This is a genomic window from Duganella hordei, from assembly GCF_040369125.1.
GTDB lineage: Bacteria > Pseudomonadota > Gammaproteobacteria > Burkholderiales > Burkholderiaceae_D > Rugamonas > Rugamonas hordei.
Window position 1 is genome coordinate 756,394 of sequence record NZ_BPWI01000002.1, and the last position, 18,589, is coordinate 774,982.

At 64.4% G+C, this 18,589-nt stretch carries 20 protein-coding genes; 8 read left to right on the plus strand and 12 right to left on the minus strand.

What is annotated here, in order from left to right; genetic code table 11:
- Nucleotides 1-5: 5 nt before the first annotated feature.
- The 11 genes from ABWW33_RS07590 to ABWW33_RS07640 form a co-directional block, all read right to left on the minus strand.
- Nucleotides 6-1,316, minus strand: coding sequence for a tetratricopeptide repeat protein (locus ABWW33_RS07590; RefSeq protein WP_176654989.1), 1,311 nt, complete (start codon nt 1,314-1,316; stop codon nt 6-8).
- Between the two features lie 105 nt (nt 1,317-1,421).
- Complete coding sequence (locus ABWW33_RS07595) at nt 1,422-2,549, minus strand: ABC transporter ATP-binding protein (protein ID WP_353400565.1); 1,128 nt, start codon at nt 2,547-2,549, stop codon at nt 1,422-1,424.
- Nucleotides 2,550-2,553: 4 nt separating this feature from the next.
- Nucleotides 2,554-3,861, minus strand: coding sequence for an MFS transporter (locus ABWW33_RS07600; protein WP_353400567.1), 1,308 nt, complete (start codon nt 3,859-3,861; stop codon nt 2,554-2,556).
- A 22-nt stretch (nt 3,862-3,883) separates the two neighbouring features.
- Nucleotides 3,884-5,374, minus strand: coding sequence for a beta-N-acetylhexosaminidase (gene nagZ, locus ABWW33_RS07605; protein WP_353400570.1), 1,491 nt, complete (start codon nt 5,372-5,374; stop codon nt 3,884-3,886).
- Entirely contained in the window at nt 5,371-6,177 is an 807-nt protein-coding gene (locus ABWW33_RS07610; RefSeq protein WP_176654993.1) for a carbohydrate ABC transporter permease, read from the minus strand. Before ABWW33_RS07610 ends, nagZ begins: the two co-directional genes overlap by 4 nt.
- The gene (locus ABWW33_RS07615) at nt 6,174-7,031 is read right to left on the minus strand and encodes a carbohydrate ABC transporter permease (RefSeq protein ID WP_353400573.1); all 858 of its coding nucleotides are present in this window, start codon (nt 7,029-7,031) and stop codon (nt 6,174-6,176) included. Before ABWW33_RS07615 ends, ABWW33_RS07610 begins: the two co-directional genes overlap by 4 nt.
- A gap of 1 nt (nt 7,032) precedes the next feature.
- On the minus strand, nt 7,033-8,280 hold the full coding sequence (locus ABWW33_RS07620; protein ID WP_353400576.1) for an ABC transporter substrate-binding protein: 1,248 nt from the start codon (nt 8,278-8,280) through the stop codon (nt 7,033-7,035).
- Between the two features lie 17 nt (nt 8,281-8,297).
- Nucleotides 8,298-9,311, minus strand: coding sequence for an SIS domain-containing protein (locus ABWW33_RS07625; protein ID WP_176655224.1), 1,014 nt, complete (start codon nt 9,309-9,311; stop codon nt 8,298-8,300).
- A gap of 5 nt (nt 9,312-9,316) precedes the next feature.
- Nucleotides 9,317-10,414 (minus strand): N-acetylglucosamine-6-phosphate deacetylase, encoded by a 1,098-nt coding sequence (nagA, locus tag ABWW33_RS07630; protein ID WP_176654995.1) that lies wholly within the window; start codon nt 10,412-10,414, stop codon nt 9,317-9,319.
- Nucleotides 10,411-11,088 carry a GntR family transcriptional regulator gene (locus ABWW33_RS07635; RefSeq protein WP_218087982.1) on the minus strand — a complete coding sequence of 226 codons (678 nt, stop codon included), beginning with the start codon at nt 11,086-11,088 and terminating at the stop codon, nt 10,411-10,413. Before ABWW33_RS07635 ends, nagA begins: the two co-directional genes overlap by 4 nt.
- 61 nt (nt 11,089-11,149) lie before the next feature.
- Complete coding sequence (locus tag ABWW33_RS07640; protein ID WP_353400580.1) at nt 11,150-12,019, minus strand: glucosamine kinase nucleotide-binding domain-containing protein; 870 nt, start codon at nt 12,017-12,019, stop codon at nt 11,150-11,152.
- 291 nt (nt 12,020-12,310) lie between these two features.
- Here ABWW33_RS07640 and ABWW33_RS07645 point away from each other — a divergent pair, with 291 nt between their 5' ends.
- Nucleotides 12,311-12,577, plus strand: a complete 267-nt coding sequence (locus tag ABWW33_RS07645) for a hypothetical protein (RefSeq protein ID WP_353400583.1) — start codon at nt 12,311-12,313, stop codon at nt 12,575-12,577.
- Between the two features lie 211 nt (nt 12,578-12,788).
- Here ABWW33_RS07645 and ABWW33_RS07650 read toward each other — a convergent pair whose 3' ends face one another.
- Nucleotides 12,789-14,117, minus strand: a complete 1,329-nt coding sequence (locus tag ABWW33_RS07650; RefSeq protein ID WP_353400586.1) for a GIN domain-containing protein — start codon at nt 14,115-14,117, stop codon at nt 12,789-12,791.
- 281 nt (nt 14,118-14,398) lie between these two features.
- Here ABWW33_RS07650 and ABWW33_RS07655 point away from each other — a divergent pair, with 281 nt between their 5' ends.
- From ABWW33_RS07655 to ABWW33_RS07685, 7 genes are all read left to right on the plus strand, one after another.
- Complete coding sequence (locus ABWW33_RS07655) at nt 14,399-14,572, plus strand: hypothetical protein (protein ID WP_353400589.1); 174 nt, start codon at nt 14,399-14,401, stop codon at nt 14,570-14,572.
- Nucleotides 14,572-15,087 (plus strand): hypothetical protein, encoded by a 516-nt coding sequence (locus ABWW33_RS07660; protein ID WP_353400592.1) that lies wholly within the window; start codon nt 14,572-14,574, stop codon nt 15,085-15,087. The genes ABWW33_RS07655 and ABWW33_RS07660 overlap by 1 nt, the downstream gene beginning before the upstream one ends.
- Before the next feature lie 18 nt (nt 15,088-15,105).
- The gene (locus tag ABWW33_RS07665) at nt 15,106-16,743 is read left to right on the plus strand and encodes an ExeA family protein (RefSeq protein WP_353400595.1); all 1,638 of its coding nucleotides are present in this window, start codon (nt 15,106-15,108) and stop codon (nt 16,741-16,743) included.
- 1 nt (nt 16,744) lies between these two features.
- Nucleotides 16,745-17,386, plus strand: coding sequence for a general secretion pathway protein GspB (locus ABWW33_RS07670; RefSeq protein WP_353400598.1), 642 nt, complete (start codon nt 16,745-16,747; stop codon nt 17,384-17,386).
- Nucleotides 17,387-17,454: 68 nt separating this feature from the next.
- Entirely contained in the window at nt 17,455-17,646 is a 192-nt protein-coding gene (locus tag ABWW33_RS07675; protein ID WP_353400601.1) for a hypothetical protein, read from the plus strand.
- Nucleotides 17,647-17,713: 67 nt separating this feature from the next.
- Entirely contained in the window at nt 17,714-18,256 is a 543-nt protein-coding gene (mobB, locus tag ABWW33_RS07680) for a molybdopterin-guanine dinucleotide biosynthesis protein B (RefSeq protein ID WP_353400604.1), read from the plus strand.
- Between the two features lie 52 nt (nt 18,257-18,308).
- Nucleotides 18,309-18,509, plus strand: coding sequence for a YjfB family protein (locus ABWW33_RS07685; RefSeq protein WP_176655006.1), 201 nt, complete (start codon nt 18,309-18,311; stop codon nt 18,507-18,509).
- Nucleotides 18,510-18,589 lie beyond the last annotated feature (80 nt).

Consider the following 18,589-nt stretch of genomic DNA (forward strand, 5'->3'; position numbering starts at 1 on the left):
TGTTTTTACTTGGCTGCTTCAGGCGCTTCAGCGACTGGCGGCTTGTTCTGGTACATGATCCAGTAACGCGCCAGGTCGCCACGACCGTCGGGGGCGTTGATGGTTTCCAGGATCTTGATCGATTCGTCCTTCTTGCCGGCCATGGCCAGGGCGTAGCCCAGGCGCAGCTTGGCGTCTTCAGGATTCTTGGCTACGCCCTTGGCGATGCCTTGCTTCATCAGGTCGATACCCTTGTCGAACTGGCCCAGGGTGATGTAGTTGTAGCCCAGGTTGACCAGGCCGACGCCGTCTTTCGACTTCTGCGCAGCTTCAACACCCTTGTCGATGTTTTTCGCATCGTCGGCGGCGCCCTTGTTGGCGCTGTCGCGGATTTTCTGCAGTGCGGCCTTGTTCTTGCCGGCAGGGATACCGTCAGGATAGCCCTTGTCCATCGCGATCTTGCCTTCGGTGAAGAAGCCACCCAGCACGGCCAGCTCGGCCTGTTCGGCGTAGTCTTCCGGCTCCATCTTGGTCGGCGTGGCGACCGCTTTCAGGCGGGCGATATCCAGGTCCAGGCGCGGCGCATAGGACTTCTTGCCGCGGGTGCGGTTCAGCAGGTCGAACCAGTAGTCCGGGGTAGGGTAGTAGCGGGCCAGTTCTTCAACGGCTTGCAGGTACAACTCGGTGTCCTTGGTCTTGATGCCGACGTTGCCCAGCAGGTTCAGCTCATCCTTCGGCGGCGCGACGCCGGCTTTCTTGGCCGCTTCGATATCCTTCAGCACTTCGGTTTTCGCGGTGGCGAAATCGTTCTTCAGGAAGTAGGAACGGACGATGTACTGGCGCTGCTTGTTCACGTCGCCGGATTCGGTGCCGTAGCGGTTGAACCAGACGATGGCGTTGTCGTAGTCCTTCAGGTTGCTGTAGTAGATGCCGGCGACGGCGTCGATGAAGCGCAGCTTGTCTTCAGGCTTCAGGCGGCCCGAATCGATCATCTCGCTGAGCGCCTTGATGGTGCCTGGATTGTCGCCGCTGGCCTGGCCCACTTGCACGCGCATCTGGTTCAGCACGAAGGCTTCGTATGGGGTGATGTTCGGCATCGCCGCGGCGGTGTTGATGCGGTTCTGGAATTCGGTGTAGTTCTTGGCTGCCAGCAGTTCTTTGGTCTGGGCCGGGTCGATCAGCTTGTAGATTTCCGGACGCACGGCGTCTTTCGGCGGTTCGGCCGGCTTGGCGGCTTCGGCGGCATAGACCGGGGACATGCCCAGCATGGCTGGTGCGGCGTTCAGGCCGATGGCGGCCAGGATCAGGCTAATGCGAGCGAGACGAATGTGGGACATGGTTATCCTTCAATCAAACAAATTAGACGGGCGGCGGATGCGCCAGACCGTCGCGGTAGAGTAAACCTGCGTATTGTTACATAAAACCGCTCGAAACTCCGAATTTCAAACGTGTGCCTGCGCCCGCGCAAGGGCTCGGCCCCCGGCGTTAAATAACAGGCAACGGGAGGGCGGCAGGTGCACGCGCGCGCGGCTGCCGGCATGCAGCGGAGCCGCCTCGGCGGTCTGTTTGACGGCGATCATCTCGGGCACTCCGGCCAGCGTGGCGTAGACGATGGACAGGTCGCCCAGGTACTCGACGTGGCCGACGCCTACGTCGATGACGTTGTCGGCCTGCCCTTCGACGGCGATGGACAAATGCTCGGCGCGCACGCCCAGCGTGACCTTGTCGCCGCACTGCGGGCCGGCGGCGGCATCGATATCGACATCGACGATGGAGCCGCCAGGCAGCAGCACGCCGGCACGCTGCTGCGATCCATGCCGCGATACCGAGACGATCTCGCCGGGGATGAAGTTCATCTTCGGCGTGCCGAGGAAACCGGCCACGAACAAATTGGCCGGATGGTTATACAGTTCGTGCGGCGTGCCGACCTGCTCGATACGGCCGCCGTTGAAGACGACGATGCGCTGGCCCAGCGTCATCGCCTCGACCTGGTCGTGGGTGACGTAGATCATCGTGGTCTTCAGCTCCTGGTGCAGGCGGCTGATTTCCACGCGCATCTGCACGCGCAGGCTGGCGTCCAGGTTGGACAACGGTTCGTCGAACAGGAAAACCTCCGGCTTGCGCACGATGGCGCGGCCGATGGCGACGCGCTGGCGCTGGCCGCCGGACAGCTCCTTCGGCCGGCGCTTGAGCAGCGGCGCGATCTGCAGGATGGCGGCGGCGCGTTCGACGGCGGCCTGCACCTCGGCCGGCTTGTGGCCGGCCAGCTTGAGCGCGAAGGCCATGTTTTCATACACCGTCATGTGCGGGTACAGCGCGTACGACTGGAACACCATCGCCAGCTTGCGCTGAGCGGGCGCGATGTTGTTGGCCAGCGTGCCGCCGATGTGCAGCGTGCCGCCGCTGATCGATTCCAGTCCGGCGATCATGCGCAGCAGCGTGGACTTGCCGCAGCCGGACGGGCCGACGAAGACCATGAATTCGCCGTCGGCGATATCGAGGTCGACGCCGTGGATGACCGGGGTCTTGTCGTAGCTCTTGACGATCTGTTTGAGGCTGACGCTGGCCATGGGATTAACCTGCGTGGGCCGCTTGCGGCGCCGGCTGCTCTTGTTCCGGCTGCGGGCGCGCCGTCATCGGAATGATCTGCGACAGCACCGCCACCGGAATCGCGCACAGCATGACCCAGATGAAGAAGTGCTGGTAGCCCAGCGAGATCTGGATGTCGCCGCTGAACAGCTTGAACAGCACGAAGCCCAGCTGCATGATGCCGGTGGAGAAGGCGTAGTGCGCTGTCTGGTATTTGCCCGGAGCGACCACCTGCATCATGTACAGGATCAGGCCGACGAAGCCGAAGCCGTAGCCGAACATCTCGACGCTGAGCGCGGCGCCGATCACCGACAGGTCGGTTGGCTGGAAGTAGGACAGCAGGTAGAACGCCAGGTTGGGCAGGTTGACCGCGAGGATCAGCCACAGGATGGCGCGCTTGAGGCTGAGCCACGAGGTGAAGTAGCCGCCGGCGATGCTGCCGACCACGAAGGCCACGGTGCCGACGGTGCCGTACACGGCGCCCACTTCGGCGGTGGTCAGGCCCAGGCCGCCGAGGTTGCGCGCCTCGCGCAGGAACAGCGGGCCGATCGACTGCACCTGCGCTTCGCCGGCGCGGAACAGGATGATGAACACGATCGAGACCCAGATGCCGGGCTTCTTGAAGAATTCGACGATCACTTCCCACAAGGTGCGGGCGATGGCGGCGGCGTTGGTGTCGGCGGTGACTTCGTTCTTCGCCAGCGGCAGGGCCCAGCTGTTGTACAGGCCCAGGCCGATCATGATCGCGCCCAGGATGCAGAAGCAGATGGTCCATGCAGGCACCACGCCCATGGTCTTCTCGAAGTGGCCTGCCAGCAGCAGCAGGCCGCCGGTGGTGAAGAACTTGCCGGCGTTGAAGAAGGTGCCGGTCCAGCCGGCGTACTGCGCCTGGCCTTTTTCATCGAGGCTGGTGATGTACAGGCCGTCGCACGCGATGTCATGGGTGGCGGCGGAGATGCCGACCAGGGCCAGCATCGCCATGCAGGCGGCGAACCAGAACGGCGCGTGCAGCGCCAGCGCGACGCCGCCGAGACACAGGCCGCCGAGGATCTGGAAGCCGACCACCACCAGCTTCTTGCTGCTGGCCAGTTCCAGGAAGGGGCTCCACAGTGGCTTGAACACCCACGCGAAGCCGATCAATCCGGTCCAGTGATTCAGCTCGTCGTTGGGCACGCCCATGCTCTTCAACATCTGGTTGGCGACGATCGCCACCGCGAAGAACGGCAGGCCTTGCGCCAGGTACAGGCTGGGTACCCAGAACTTCGGATTGCGTATGTTTTGTTTGTTGTCCATGCTGTGTCCTCCCCGTGTATTTTTATGCGAAGCCTGGCACCGGCGCGTGGCCGGTGGCTTCCAGTTCGCCGGACAGCCAGCCGTTGACGGCGTCCAGCGCCGGCCTGGCGAAGCCGTAGGTCATCAGCGAGGGCGCCTGGATGTCGAGCGCCTGGTACGGGTTCCATAACGCCAGGTGCAGGTCGGGACGCCAGGTGTCGCGTGCGTGCTGGCCGTAGCGCAGGCGCGAGGTCGATGCCAGGATGGTGAAGCGGCCGTCTTTCGGCAGCGCGCTCCAGTCGAAGGTGTCGGCGTTGGCGAAAGTCACCAGTTCGACATCGTATAGTCGGCGCAGCGATGCGGCCACTTCCTCGGCCGGCACGCCGGCTTCGGAAACGCCGTCGCTGACGACGTCCTGGCGCACCACCAGACGCACATTGGCGCCCTTGGCCGGACGGCGCGGTGCACCATAGGCGGTCAGGCTGCGGCGCCAGCCTTCGGCCATCACTTCGCGGTCGGCGGCGTCTTCCTTGTAGGAGCGCGGTTTGCATGGATAGGCCAGGGCCAGTGAGGCCAGCCGGTCCAGGCGGGCCTTGACTTCGTCCATCGTCAGCTCGCCCGATGCGATGGCCGCTGCGATGGAGTCCAGGGTTTCGTTCTGCGTTTCGGTGGTGCCGAGGGCCATGACCATGTCGGCGCCGGCGGTCAGCGCACGCACGGCGGCGTTGCCCACGCCGTAGCGGCCGGCGATGGCGTGCATGTCCATGCCGTCGGTGATGACGATGCCCTTGTACTTCCATTCCTCGCGCAGCAGGCCGGTGAGGATGCGGCGCGACATCGTGGCCGGATTGTCCGGGTCCAGCGTCGGGTAGACGATGTGGGCGGTCATCATGGCCGGCGCGGCGCCGGAGGCCATGCGGAACGGCGCCAGTTCCAGGCGGTCCAGCTCTTCGACCGGCTTGTTCACGGTCGGCAGGTCGCGGTGCGAATCGACGTTGGTGTCGCCGTGGCCGGGGAAATGCTTGACGCAGCAGGCCACGCCTTCCGCATGGCTGCCTGCCATCCACGACATCGCCAGTTCGGCGGCGCGTTTCGGCTCGGCGCCGAAGGAGCGCTCGGCGATCACCGGATTGTGCGGGTTGTTGTTCAGGTCCAGCACCGGCGCGAAATTCCAGTTGAAGCCGAGCGCCTTGACGGCGCGCGCGACGGCGGCGCCGGTGCGGTAGGCCAGGTCGGTGTCGTTGGCGGCGCCCAGGCCCATCGCGGCCGGCGGCGCGGGCACCCAGGTCGAACGCACCACGGCGCCGCCTTCCTGGTCGATGCCGATCAGCGATTCGGGGCCCATCACCGCGCGCAGGTCGGCGGTCAGCTTGGCCAGCTGTTCGGAGTCGGTCATGTTCCCGCGGAACAGGCAGACGGCACGGATGCTGTTCGCTTTCAGGAAGTCGGCGGTGGCCGCGTCCAGCACGGTGCCGGGGAAGCGGATCATGATGAGTTGGCCGGCGATTTTTCTCAGTTCGTTTTGTGTAGTCATTTCACTGCTCCGTCCATGCCGCGCATGAAGAATCGTTGAGTAAATAAGAAGGCTGCCAGCGTGGGCAGGATGGTCAGCACTGTCCCGGCAGCGATCACGCGCGTGCTGCTGCCGAAGGTGCCGCGCAAATACAGCACGCCCACCGACAGCGGGAATTCGTCCGGCTTGCTCATGACGATCGAGGGCCAGATGTATTCGTTCCATGCTTCGACCGCCGTCAGGATGCCGACCGTGGCCAGCCACGGCGCGATCAGCGGCAGCATGATCTTGCTGAAGATGGTCCATTCGGAGGCGCCGTCGACGCGCGCTGCGTCGATCAGGTCTTGCGGCACTTCCTCGAAGGCCTGCTTGAGCAGCAGGATGGCGACCGCCGTCACCACGTTGGGCAGGATCACGCCGGTGTAGGTGTCGACCAGGCTCAGTTTCGTCACCGTGATGAAGTTGACCAGGAAGTTGACTTCCGACGGCAGCACCAGCGTGGCGAGGATCAGGCCGAACACCAGCTTGCGTCCCTTGAACTGCATGCGCGCCAGCGGGTAGGCGGCGGCCGAGCACAGCGCCAGCTTCCAGAACACCGTGCAGGCGGCGATGAAGACCGAGTTGCGGAAGAAGGACCACATCGGAATGGCATTGAACACTTCGATGAAGTTGTCCAGCGACGGCTGGTTCGGCCAGAAGGTAGGCGGGAAGGCGAAGATGTTGCCTTCGGTGGAGACGGCCGTGACCAGCGTCCACCAGAACGGGAACACGCAGACGACCGCGATCGCGCAGAGCAGCAGATAGTGGAGGGCGGTCTTCATCATCTGTGTTTCGGCTTGATGTAGCGCAGGCAGAGCAAGGCGATGCCGATGCAGAAGATCGACATCACGAAGCTGGCGGCCAGCGCACGCGGCAGCTTCAGGTGCTTGAGGCCCTGGTCATAGGCGTAATACAGGCCGGTGAAGGTGGAGTTCATCGGGCCGCCCTGCGTCAGCACGTCGACTTCCTGGTAGGCCTTCAGCGCGGCCAGTACGGACAGGATGGAGCACACCATGATGGTCGGGCGCAGCATCGGTACCGTGATCTTCCAGAAACGCTGCCAGCGGTTGGCGCCGTCGAGGATGGCGGCTTCCTGCATGTCGGCGGGGACGGCTTGCAGCGCGGCGAGGTACATCACCATGTACCAGCCCAGGCCGCGCCACAGCGTGACGAACATGATGGCGAACAAGGCGAGACTGTCGTTGGACAGCCAGCCGACCGGCGCACCGACTAATTGGAGCGTCATCAGCACGTAGTTGAGCGCACCCTGCTCGTGGAACATGAAGCCCCACATGATGCCGACCACCGACACCGTCGTGACCACGGGGACGTAGAAGGCGGCGCGGAAGTAGCGGATACCGGGCAGCTTGTTGTTGACCAGGACCGCGAGGCTCAGCGCGCCGATCTGCACGAAGGGCACCATCAGCAGGAAGATCAGCGAGTTTTTCAGACCGGTGACGAACATCTCGTTGTCGAAGATGTAGCGGAAGTTGTCCAGGCCGACCCAGTGGGTTTCGCGTATCAGGCTGTAGTCGGTGAAGGCCAGCAGCGAACCGAAGGCCACGGGCCAGAACGAGAACACCGCCAGCAGCGCCAGCGCGGGGGCGAGGAACAGCCAGGCGGTGAGGTTGCGCGTCATCTCAGTGGCTCCGCTGCGAAACGAGTTTCCTGTTCCAGATCGCGACGGCCTGGTCCAGCGCTTGCTTCACGTCCTGCTTGCCGGTGACGCCGGCTTCCACAGCCTTGACCAGGTAGCGGCGCAGTTCGTCGTAGTCGGTGATGCCGGCCACGTACAGCGTATGCGAATGCGGCATCGACACCGCGCCCGCCGATACGGCCTTTTCCGCCGCGCCGGCGCCCGGCGGCACCGTCATGAAGAAGGGATCGTTGGCCGCCTGCGCCATCGCAGGATAGACGCTGGCCTGCTTGGCGAAGGCCAGCTGGTTGGCGTCGTTGGTCAGGTAGCGGGCGAACTTGCCGATGGCGGGCAGCAGCTTCGCATCGACGTTCTTCGGCACTGCAAAGTGAATCAGCCAGCCGCCGTCGGCGATGCCGGTGGGGCCCAGCGGTGCTGGCGCGACGTCGGTGATGGCGTAGATGTCCTTGGCGTCGCTCTGGATGCGCTTGACCGCGGTGGGCGGCGCCAGCAGCATGCCGAGGCGGCCTCCCTTGTAGGCGTCGATCGCGGCGGGGAAGTTATCTTCGGCGAACAGCGCATCCTTCAGCAGGCCACCCGCCTTGTAGGTATCGGCCAGCTTTTTGATCAGCGCGATGTGCGCGGGCGAGTTGAAGACGGCCTTGCCGTCCCTGATGACGGCCAGCCCTTGCTGCATCATCAGCCCGTCGATCTTGGACAGCGCTGGGCACAGGCCGGCCTTGCCGGTGCGCGCGGCGATCTGCCGGGCGAACAGCAGCTGCTCGTCCAGGTCGCGCGGCGCGTGGGGGATGCTGGCTGCCTTGAAGATCTGCGTGTTGTAGGCGATGACGGCGACGTTGCTGTACATGGGGAAGCCGTAGGTCTTGCCGCCGAAGGTCAGGTCCTCCAGCGTGCTGGCGAGGTAGCGCGGGCGGGCGTCGGCCAGCAGGGCGTCGACCGGCGTCAGCAGACCGTCGCGGGCGAATTCATCGGCCCATGGCACGTTCAGGTTGACCAGCGCCGGCGGCGTGCCGGCGACGATGCGGGTGACCAGCTTGGTCTGGATGACGTCCCACGGGAAGTCCACCCACTCCACCTTCACGCCCGGATTGCCGGCTTCGTAGTTCTTCACCAGCGTCTCGAAGTAGGGCGTGAATTTGGGCTTCATGCTGAAGGTCCAGAACTCGATCTTCTCCGAGGCGACCGCCAGGGTCTGCACCATCAATGCCGCAAGCAATAAGCGTTTCTTCATTGATGGTGCGAGGCCGCTTAGTTGGTCTTGGTGACTTTGCTCAGGTGGCGCGGAGCGTCCGGATCCATGCCGCGTGCCGCCGACAGTTGCGCCGCCATCACGTAGAAGGCCTGGATCGCCACGATGGGATCGAGATCCGGCGTTGCCGCGACAGGCAAGGTCAGGTCGCGTTCGGCCACGTCGGCCGGAGCGGCCAGCAGCACGCGCGCGCCGCGGCCGCGCATTTCGGTCGCCAGCTGCAGCAGGCTTGCCTGCGTCGGGCCACGGGTGGCGAAGATCACCAGCGGATAGCCTTCTTCGATCAGCGCCATCGGGCCGTGCTTGATTTCCGCGCCGCTGAAGGCTTCCGCCTGCAATGCCGAGGTTTCCTTGAACTTCAGCGAGGCTTCCAGCGCCACAGGGAAGCTGATGCCGCGACCGACCACCATGATGTTGCGGGCAGGGGCCAGCACTTCCAGCGCCGAGGTCCAGTCTTCCTTGGCGGCTGCACGCAGCGAGTCGGGCAAGGCTTCCAGTCCGGCCAACAGCTCCGGATCGTTCTGCCATTGCGCGACCAGGCGGGCACCGGCCACCAGGCTGGTGATGAAGCTCTTGGTCGCGGCCACGCTCTGCTCTTTGCCGGCGCGCAGCGGCATCGCGAATTCGGCGGCATGGGCCAGCGGCGAATCGATGTCGTTGACCAGCGCGATGGTGGTGGCGCCGCCGTCGCGGAAGTATTTGATCGGCTCGACCACATCCGGGCTCTGGCCCGATTGCGAGATCGAGATGGCCAGCGTGTCGCGGGTGATCAGCGGCGATTTGTTCAGCGTGACCAGCGACATCGGCAGCGACGCCACCACGCGGCCCAGGCGCGCCATGATCAGGTAGGCGGCGTAGGCGCAGGCATGGTCCGAACTGCCGCGCGCGATGGTCAGCGCGGTCGAGAAGGAAGTGCTCCTCAATTTGCGGCCCAGTTCCGCGTAACGATCGCCGTCGCTGGCCAGTTGCAGGGCTACGCAATCAGCTGCGGACAGGGCTTCTTTCAACATCATTGAGGTCACAACAATTCTCCTTCGATATAGACGGCTTTAAGGTTCAGGTCACGGTCGAGCACCACGAAGTCGGCGTAGGCGCCGGGGGCCAGACGACCCCGCTCTTGCAGGCCGAGATAATCGGCCGCATACGTTGAGACCCGTGCCGAGGCATCCGCCAGATCGAGGCCGAGTCCGACCAGGTTGCGCAGCGCCTGGTCCATAGTGAGTGTGCTGCCGGCCAGCGTGCCGTCGGGCAGGCGTACGCCGCCCATGCATTTCATGACGACCTGGCGGCCCAGCATGTACTCGCCGTCCGGCATGCCGGTGGCGGAGGTCGAATCGGTGACGCAGTACAGGTTGGGTATGCAGCGCAGCGCGGTCTTGATGGCGCCCGGGTGCACGTGCAGCAGGTCGGGAATGAATTCGGCGTACTGGGCGTGGGCCAGCGCGGCGCCGACCATGCCCGGCTCGCGGTGGTGCAGGCCGGTCATGGCGTTGAACAGATGGGTGAAGCCGTGCGCGCCCTGCTTCAGCGCGGCGACGCCGTCTTCATAGGTGCCCAGCGTATGGCCGATCTGCACGCGCATGCCGGCGTCGGACAGTTCCTTGACCAGTTCCAGATGGCCGCCGATTTCCGGTGCCACGGTGATCAGCTTGAGCGGCGCCATGGTTTCCAGGCGCTCGACGTCGGCCAGCTTGGCCGAACGCGCGAACGGCGGCTGCGCTCCGAGCTTGCCGGAGTTGATGTACGGGCCTTCGAGGTGGGCGCCGAGCACGCGCGCCTCGCCCTTGCCGCGACTGACGGCGGCGGCGCCGATGCCTTTCAGCGCCAGGTCGATATCGTCCGGCGGCGCCGTCATCGTGGTGGCCAGCATGCTGGTGGTGCCGTGCTTTGCATGGATGGCGGCGATGGTGTGGACGGCGTCGCCGCCTTCCATCACGTCCTTGCCGCCGCCGCCGTGCACGTGCAGGTCGATAAACCCCGGCAGGATATAGACGTCTTCGTTTTGCGAAGGGTCGACGCTGCTGCCTTGGATGGCCGCGATGCGTACACCGAACGTGATCTCACCGCGGACCCAGCCCGCCGATGTCAGGATATTGCCTTTGATTGCATCGCTCATCTGCGCGACTCCGCTACGAATTCATAATAATCACTGCGGCAATACGAGTGGGTCAGTTCCACCGCTGCGCCGTTGTCGAGATAACTGACGCGGGTGATATGCAGCATCGCAGCACCCGCAGGAATATTGGCCAGGCGCGCCTGCTCGGCGCTGGCGTTGACGGCGCGGATATGCTGCAGCGCGCGCATCGGGATGGTGCCGTTGGCTTCCAGGTAGCCGTACAGCGAATCGGTGACGCTGTGCGGGTTCGGCATGTACTGGGCCGGGATGGTGGTCGTCTCGATCGCCATCACCACGTCGTCGGCGGTGCGCAGGCGCTTCAGGCGCGCCACCGGCATGTTCGGCGACAGGCCCAGCGACAGCAGCTCGACCGGCGAGGCGATGCCGATGTCGCGCTGCAGCCAGCGCGAGCCGGCGGTGAAGCCGCGTTCGCGCAGCTCCTCGGAAAAGCTGGTCAGGCGCGACAAGGGCTGCTCCAGTTTCGGCGTGATGTAGGTGCCGGAACCGCGCTTGCGGGTCAGCATGCCACGGTCGCACAGCATGTCGATCGCCTTGCGGGCGGTGACGCGGGAGATGTTGAGCATCTCCGACAGCACGCGCTCGGACGGCAAAGCCTCGTTGGCGCGCCAGCCGCCGTCGGCGATCCCGTCGGACAGCTTGTTCGCAAGCTGCATGTATAACGGGGTATCGCTGTCTGCATCCGGCTTGAAATCGCTCAACTGGGCTAGCACTGGTTCACTCCTTCAGGCGTTGTTGGATCAGCCGCAGGGCACCTGCCGCGGAATCGCCTTGCGGCAGGACGATCCGCTTCAACATCGATACCGGCATGTACGGGCGCAGCGGCGCGGCCAGTCCGCCGCACAGGGCGATCGGCAGCGTGCCGGTGGTGTCCAGCGCGTTGGCCATGATTTCCACTTCGCGTCCCGCTTCGAGCAGGATCAGACGCGCCGCCTCGTTCGATTCGCCGTGCTGCAGCACGATGCGCGCCAGTTGCGCGTAATTGGTCTGCGTCGCCTTGGCGAGCCAGTTCTGGATTGCGTTGCGCTCGCCTCCGCAGGCGTTGGCCACGTCGTCGGCGAAGGCACTGCCGGGCAGGCGGCCGTCAAGCACTTGCTGTATATGGTTGACCGCGCGCAGGCCCATCCAGGCGCCGCTGGCTTCGTCGCCGGCGGGGAAGCCCCAGCCGCCGACTTCGACGTGGCTGCCGTCGGCGCGCTTGATCTCGCCGACGCTGCCGGTGCCGAGCGCGATGATGGCGCCGGGTTGGCCGCGATGCGCGCCCAGCACCGTGGTATGGCCGTCGGTCTCCAGCGCCACGCGGGCATAGCCGGGATTGGCGGCGACGAATTCAGCCGCCCACTGCTTGTTGTGCACGCCGGCCAGGCCGAGGCCGATGGCGATCTTGTCCTTGGCCGGGAATTCCAGTTCGGCGGCGCGGAAGGCCATGCCGGCGGCATCCTCGACAGACGCCCAGGCGTTGGCGATGCCGTGCAGCAGGCCGGACGGTCCGCTGATGCCTTCCGCCAATTCAACGCCGTCGGTGCGGGCCAGGCGTACCCGGGTGCCGCTGCCGCCGCCATCAACGCCGATTAAAAATTCGATCATGGTTATCTGAGAAAACTGTCGCTGGGATATCCGGTAATCCGGAGAGTTGAGGGCACTATATGGTTGGCAAACCAGCTTGTCAACAGGTATTTAACTGGTATTATAAAATATTGAAGTGGACTGGCGTTGTCGTCTTTGAATGTATTTGTAAGTTATTGTTTTTATTGGCTATTGAATAAAAACGCAGCAAGTGGTCAGGTGTCGCATTTGCATGCCACTTTGGTCTGGTTTTGGTAGGCGGAGGGGCCGAGGGAGTACACTAGCGGTTTAGTGCAATTTTGAGAGTAGAAGATGAGTGATTACTGGGACGACTGGCAGCGCGAAGCGTTGGCGGCCGGCGTGAAGGCGCCGTTGGCCAAGCTGGGAATGGAAGTGCTGAAGACCCACCGCAAGAACCGCTGGCCCAAGCATTTCCTGGGCCGCATGGAGGATGGTCCGATGATGATTACGATGTGTCTGGAAGAGCCGGACGAGACGGAACTGCTGTTTATCGAAAACCTGCATCCATACGACGCGAAACTGATCGCCGCCACCAAGAAGCGCCTCTGCTTCGATTAAAAAAGCGGGGTCAGTTCCTAATGCCGTTAAGTTAAGGCGATATCGCTCATCGTCATTCCCGCGAAAGCGGGAATCCATGCAGCGAGTCCGGGGCAAACTCAGTATGGGTTCCCGCTTTCGCGGGAACGACGCGCCTTAACTTAACGGCATTAGGGTCAGTTCCGGCAACCTGCCACGCGTGGCAGGTTGCCGGAACTGACCCCGCTTTAGTTTAGTTGGTGTGCTGGCGGTTGCGCTCGTAGGTGGTGGTCTTGTCGTTGACGTTGACGACGGCGTTGCCGGGGCCGCGTACCGTGACGTCGGCTTGCTTGGTCCACAACTGGCGGGCGTTCAGGTTGCCGGAGCCGCTCAGCTGCGCGGTCAGGCTGGCGGTCTTGCCGTCCAGCTTGACCTCGCCGGGGCCGTGCATGTTCAGCCGCACGTCCTTGCAGTCGGTGGTGGCGCTCAGGTCGCCCGAGCCGCTGACTTCCGCTTCCAGCGCGTCGCTGACCTTGGCCAGGTAGATGTTGCCCGGGCCGCGGCTGCGCGTGACCGCGCGCGCCACCTGCAGGCTCTTGGCGTCGAGGTCGCCCGAGCCGCTCACTTCCGCGCTCAGCATCCCCACGCTGCCCGACAGGTTCATATTGCCCGGACCGCTGAGCAGGGCGCGCACCGTCGGCGCCTGCAGGCCGCGCACCGTCAGGTCGCCCGAGCCGTGCACCTCGGCGTCGAATTTCTTGATGTTGCCGGCCAGGCAGGCTTCGCCGGGGCCGTGCAGCATGGCGCTGGCGGCGTCGGCCGACAGCGAGCATGCTTCGAGATCGCCGGAACCGGCCACTTCGGCGCGGATTTCCTTGGCCGTGCCGCGCAGCGTGACCGATCCCGGCCCGTGCATGGCGGCGTTGATTTTGCCGGCGTGCATGTCGCCGATGTCGAGGTCGCCCGAGCCGCTGACCACCAGGTTGACATCCTGCGTGATGCCGTTGGCGTTGACGTCGCCGGGACCGTTCATGGTGATGTTCAGGCTGCCCGCTTTCAGGGTGCGCAGGTCGATGTCGCCGCTGCCCGAGGCGTTCACCGTCAGGTCGCGCACGCTGCCGCTGGCGTGGATGTCGCCCGGGCCTTCGGAGGTCAACGCCAGCTGCTGGCCCTGGAATTGCTGCAGGTCGACGTCGCCGCTGCCGGAGTTGCGCAGGCTCTTCAGGTTGGCCGCACTGATGCGTATCGTCATCGGCGGCTTGCTGTCCTTGCCCCAGCTGAAGTTGAAGTTCCAGCCTTTTTTCTGGCGCGGCTGGCGCACCGTCAACGTGTCGCCGCTGACCGAGGTTTCGATGTCGGCGAACTGGCGGCGCAGACCGGACAGTTCGATGCCGTTGCCGGCCTGGGCGGTGACGATCACGCGGAACGGGCCGCTGAGCGCGATGCTGGTGAACGGCGCCACGGTGCGCGTTTCGGTGCCGATGGTGTTGTCTTCCTTGCCATCCTTGTTTTCAGCCTGGACGGCGACGGCAGCCATCAGCAGGGCGGCGGCCAGCGCGGTGTATTGGATCGTCTGCTTCATTTTTTATCTCGATTATGGGAAGTGGCGAGGATTGAACAATATGACAAAACCACCACGGCGGCGCGCGGAATGGGACGGATGCGCATAACGATGGGATCAACTGCAAAAAACCGGCACTGAGCTGCAATTCAACTTCGCTGTGTGGCGGCCGTTACCAACAGGGAGGGCGCACTGCTGCGAAACAGTATGTGTTTTTACCCCGGAATGTCATAATGAGGAATCATGACGTGTTGCCGGGGAAACACCTGCGCAGGAAATAAGGAGCGCATATGATTCGATACATGGGAACTAAAAACACCGACGACGGCTCTGTGTTGTATATCTTTTTGATTAACGGTTTGCAGAAGGAAATTCGGGAAAGCGCCTTGAAACAATACCCTGGCTGTTACGAAGCCCTTCCGGCCACGGCCAAGGCACGCATCAGCGCCAACCGGTCCTGGCTGTCAAAGTTATAATGCCGCCGCTCTCGCGCATGCCGCGCGGCGCCCTGTGCGCCGTGCTGATGGCGGCCTGCTGCGCCGCCGGCGCGCAATCGGTGCCGACCACGTTCGGCACCATCATCGGCAACGGCCTGCTGTGCCGCGACCAGACCGACAACCTCTATTTCTACGAGTACCTGCGCAAGGCCTTCGGCCAGCCTTACAAGCACGACGGCGGCGCCTACTGGTTCAAGACCGACGGCGCCAGCCTGTGGGGCACGGCGATTTCCGAAGTCATGGTCAGCGACGACACCAGCACCTATATTTTCGTCGGCGCCGTGGCCGAGGCGACCCCTGAGGTGCTGGAGCAATCCATCATCACCCAGGTCGGCGTGCATTATGCGAGAATCGACAGCTCGGCGTTCCCGGTGCGCGAGGCCAAGCCGGCCAGCCGCATCGTGTATTTCGATACCAAATCCAAGATTTACTGCGCCAAGTTCAAGCCCTTGCCTCCCGTGCAACCACCGCCGGTGCGGCAGCGCTTGAAATAGCGCGTTGCCAGGGCCTTCATGTACACGCATTTCTTTAATCTGAAGCAATCGCCGTTTTCCATCGCGCCCGATCCGCGCTACCTGTTCATGAGCGAGCGCCATCGGGAGGCGCTGGCGCATCTGCTGTACGGCATCGGCAGCGGCGGCGGCTTCGTGCTGTTGACCGGGGAGATAGGCGCCGGCAAGACCACCGTCTGCCGCTGCTTCATGGAACAGATCCCCGAGAACTGCAAGCTGGGCTATATCTTCAATCCCAAGCTGTCGGTGGAGGAGTTGCTGCTGTCGATCTGCGACGAGTTCGGCATCGAGCTGGCGCCGCAGGGCGCGGGCGCGGTCAGCGTCAAGGGCTATGTGGATGCGATCAATGCCTATCTGCTGGCCAGCCACGCGCAGGGCCGCAACAACGTGTTGATCATCGATGAGGCGCAGAACCTGTCGGCCGAGGTGCTGGAGCAGTTGCGCCTGCTGACCAACCTGGAGACCAGCGAGCGCAAGCTGCTGCAGATTATCCTGATCGGCCAGCCGGAGCTGCGCACGATGCTGGCCCGTCCGGAGCTGGAGCAATTGGCGCAGCGGGTGATCGCGCGCTATCACCTGGGTTCGCTGTCGGAGGCGGAAACAGGGGCGTATATCGAGCATCGCCTGGCGGTGGCCGGGGCCGGCGCGATCGCGCCGTTTCCGCGCCGGCTGATGGGGCTGGTGCACGGCCTGGCCAAGGGCGTGCCGCGACGTATCAATCTGCTGTGCGACCGGGCTTTGCTGGGCGCGTACGTGGAGAACCAGCCGCAGGTGACGCGCAATATCCTGCGCAAGGCGGCGGCCGAGGTGTTTGCCGGACAGGATGCGGCGGCCGGCGGGCAGGGCGGCTGGCTGTCCGGTGCGCGCTGGCCTCTGGTGGCGGCGGGCGTGCTGGGCGGCGTGGCGATCAGTGTCGCGGTGTGGCAATTGGCGGCGCATGATGTCAAGCCGGTGGTGCGGTCCGCGCAGGCGGCTGTGGCACCGGTGGCGGCGACGCCTGCGCCGGTGCCGGCCGCATCAGCTGTTCCGGCGGCCGCGCCTGCTGCCGGCGGCGGCGCCGCGGCCTTGCGCCAACTGGCGGCGATCTGGGGCCTGGCCTTGCCGGAGGGCGAGCCTTGCCCGACGGCGGCGCGGCTGAACCTGCGCTGCCTGCAAACCCGGGGCGGCATCGACGACCTGCGCCTGCTCGACCGCCCTGCCATGCTGACGCTGCGCGACGATCCGACCGCGCCCAATTACGTGCTGCTGACCGCGCTGGACGAACACGGCGCGACCATCGTGGCGGCCGACGGCAAGCCGCAGACCATCGCCGTCGATGCGCTGGCGGCGCGCTTCGATGGCGAGTTCACCACGTTCTGGCGCGCGCCGCGCAGCTGGCGCGACGAGATCTCGACCGGCGACCACGGTCCCGACGTCGACTGGCTGGCCAAGCGCCTGGCGCAAATCTACGGATTGAAGAAGCCGCAGGAAAACCAGCCGCTGGACGCCGGCCTACGCAAGCATCTGGTGGATTTCCAGACGGAGCAGCATCTCAAGGCGGACGGCGTGGCCGGTCCGAAAACTTTCATCCGCTTGTATCAGCTGGGCGGCGTGCAGGAGCCGCGCTTGCTGGCCAGCGCCGCCGGGGCAGGGAAATAATATGTCTTATATCTTGGAAGCGCTGAAGAAGGCGCAGGCGGAACGTCAACTGGGCACGGCGCCGACCTTGCACGCGCCGACGCTGCAGACGGCCGAACAGGCTGCCGGCGCCAATCGCAGGAAGCCGATGATGCTGGCGCTGCTGGGCATGGGCGTGGTGATCCTGGTCCTGGTGCTGCTGGCGATCGTGCTGCGGCCCGGGCAGCAAGGCCAGCCGGAGGTTGCGCAGCAGGCCGCCGCGCCTGCGGCAAAGCTGCCGCCCAAGGCGCCCCGGCCGGACCTGGTGCTGAAGGCGACCCCGGCCGAAGCGCCGGCGGCCGTCCCGCTGCCGCCGCCGGTGGCGACGATTACGCCGCAGCCGCGTCCTCAGCCGGCCGCCGCTGTCCAGCTGCCGTCCAAGGCCGCGCCGGAAGAGCCGGTGATGAACTTGCGCGACCTGCCCGAGCCGATACAGCGTTCGATTCCGCAGATCGCCGTCGGCGGCTATATCTATTCGAAAAATGCCGCGGACCGCCTGCTGTTGATCGACAAGGTCTTGCGCCACGAGGGGGAGGAGGTGGCGCCCGGGCTGACGCTGGAGAAATTGCAGCCGAAGGAAGCGGTGTTCAATTTCAAGGGCTATCGCTACCGCGTTCCGTATTGAACGTGTCACAAGGTCGTCACGTAAAAATGATATTTTTCCATCATTGAACTCAATGCAAGGGATGTATCATGAAACACTTGAAATTGTTGCCGCTGCTGATAGCGGCCGCCTTCGTCCTGCCGCGTGCCCATGCGGCGGAACAGCATGAAGCGCCGCAGCGGGAAATCGGTTCCGGCGCGGCGCTGGCCTGCATCGGCTTGCTGCTGCTGGGCGCCGGTGGTGCCCGCAGAGAAAGTTTCAAACCCCTGAAGGAAGAATAAGCCGCAGCTCTCCGGTTGCCGACTGCTGCGTATAATGGCGGCAAGATCGTGCTGTGGGGTACTGTGAATGCAGAAAGAGCAGGGAAAGAAGCGCCAGGTCCTGGCGGTCATCGGGACGTCGGGCAGCGGCAAGACCACCTTGCTGGAGTTTCTCATCGCCGAGCTGGCGGCCGAAGGCTTGAAGGTCAATGTCATCAAGCACAGCCACCACGACCTGGAACTGGAGCCACCGCGCAAGGACAGCGCGCGCTTGCGCATGGCGGGCGCGGCCGAGGTGATGGTGGCATCGCCGTTCCGCGTCTCCATCATCCGCGAGCTGCGCGGCGCGCCCGAGCCATCGCTGGAAGAACAGCTCGGCCGCCTGGCGCCAGCCGACCTGACCTTGCTCGAAGGCTTCAAGTCCTATCCGATCGACAAGCTGGAAGTCTACCGCGCCGCCTCCGGCAAACCGCCGCTGTATCCGCACGATCCGCATGTGATCGCGGTGGCTTCGGACCAGCCGGCGCCGGCCGACTTGCCGGCCGGTATGGCGTGGCTGGAGTTGAACCAGCCGCCGCTGGTGCTGGCCTGGCTGCGCGACCATCTGAAAAAAAGTCCGCCAAACGCCTAAAGTTACGCCCGAAACGTCCGTAAATTAAGGATACGCCTTAATGGAGAATCACATGGACGTTTCAGGTATTGCTCAAGCCGCAACGACTATTGCAGACACTGGTACCAAACAGGCTGTCGGCGTTGCCGTGTTGAAGAAAGCCCAGGACATCCAGGCATCCAGTGCTGCGGCCCTGATCGAGGCGATTCCTCCGGTGCCATCGGCGCCGAATCTGCCTTCGCATCTCGGCAACACCATCAATACGACCGCCTGAGCGGCAACTCACCGCGTTCCATCCCGGCGCGCGGTGCGCTGGCGTGTTCCTGCGCCGCGCTTTCTCCCCGTTTTGAATCC

Excerpts from the sequence above, each read along its gene's own strand:
- ABWW33_RS07590 (WP_176654989.1), bottom strand. The coding sequence starts at position 1,316 with ATGTCCCACATTCGTCTCGCTCGCATTAGCCTGATCCTGGCCGCCATC.
- ABWW33_RS07595 (WP_353400565.1), bottom strand. The coding sequence starts at position 2,549 with ATGGCCAGCGTCAGCCTCAAACAGATCGTCAAGAGCTACGACAAGACC.
- ABWW33_RS07600 (WP_353400567.1), bottom strand. The coding sequence starts at position 3,861 with ATGGACAACAAACAAAACATACGCAATCCGAAGTTCTGGGTACCCAGC.
- nagZ (WP_353400570.1), bottom strand. The coding sequence starts at position 5,374 with ATGACTACACAAAACGAACTGAGAAAAATCGCCGGCCAACTCATCATG.
- ABWW33_RS07610 (WP_176654993.1), bottom strand. The coding sequence starts at position 6,177 with ATGATGAAGACCGCCCTCCACTATCTGCTGCTCTGCGCGATCGCGGTC.
- ABWW33_RS07615 (WP_353400573.1), bottom strand. The coding sequence starts at position 7,031 with ATGACGCGCAACCTCACCGCCTGGCTGTTCCTCGCCCCCGCGCTGGCG.
- ABWW33_RS07620 (WP_353400576.1), bottom strand. The coding sequence starts at position 8,280 with ATGAAGAAACGCTTATTGCTTGCGGCATTGATGGTGCAGACCCTGGCG.
- ABWW33_RS07625 (WP_176655224.1), bottom strand. The coding sequence starts at position 9,311 with ATGATGTTGAAAGAAGCCCTGTCCGCAGCTGATTGCGTAGCCCTGCAA.
- nagA (WP_176654995.1), bottom strand. The coding sequence starts at position 10,414 with ATGAGCGATGCAATCAAAGGCAATATCCTGACATCGGCGGGCTGGGTC.
- ABWW33_RS07635 (WP_218087982.1), bottom strand. The coding sequence starts at position 11,088 with ATGCAGCTTGCGAACAAGCTGTCCGACGGGATCGCCGACGGCGGCTGG.
- ABWW33_RS07640 (WP_353400580.1), bottom strand. The coding sequence starts at position 12,019 with ATGATCGAATTTTTAATCGGCGTTGATGGCGGCGGCAGCGGCACCCGG.
- ABWW33_RS07645 (WP_353400583.1), top strand. The coding sequence starts at position 12,311 with ATGAGTGATTACTGGGACGACTGGCAGCGCGAAGCGTTGGCGGCCGGC.
- ABWW33_RS07650 (WP_353400586.1), bottom strand. The coding sequence starts at position 14,117 with ATGAAGCAGACGATCCAATACACCGCGCTGGCCGCCGCCCTGCTGATG.
- ABWW33_RS07655 (WP_353400589.1), top strand. The coding sequence starts at position 14,399 with ATGGGAACTAAAAACACCGACGACGGCTCTGTGTTGTATATCTTTTTG.
- ABWW33_RS07660 (WP_353400592.1), top strand. The coding sequence starts at position 14,572 with ATGCCGCCGCTCTCGCGCATGCCGCGCGGCGCCCTGTGCGCCGTGCTG.
- ABWW33_RS07665 (WP_353400595.1), top strand. The coding sequence starts at position 15,106 with ATGTACACGCATTTCTTTAATCTGAAGCAATCGCCGTTTTCCATCGCG.
- ABWW33_RS07670 (WP_353400598.1), top strand. The coding sequence starts at position 16,745 with ATGTCTTATATCTTGGAAGCGCTGAAGAAGGCGCAGGCGGAACGTCAA.
- ABWW33_RS07675 (WP_353400601.1), top strand. The coding sequence starts at position 17,455 with ATGAAACACTTGAAATTGTTGCCGCTGCTGATAGCGGCCGCCTTCGTC.
- mobB (WP_353400604.1), top strand. The coding sequence starts at position 17,714 with ATGCAGAAAGAGCAGGGAAAGAAGCGCCAGGTCCTGGCGGTCATCGGG.
- ABWW33_RS07685 (WP_176655006.1), top strand. The coding sequence starts at position 18,309 with ATGGACGTTTCAGGTATTGCTCAAGCCGCAACGACTATTGCAGACACT.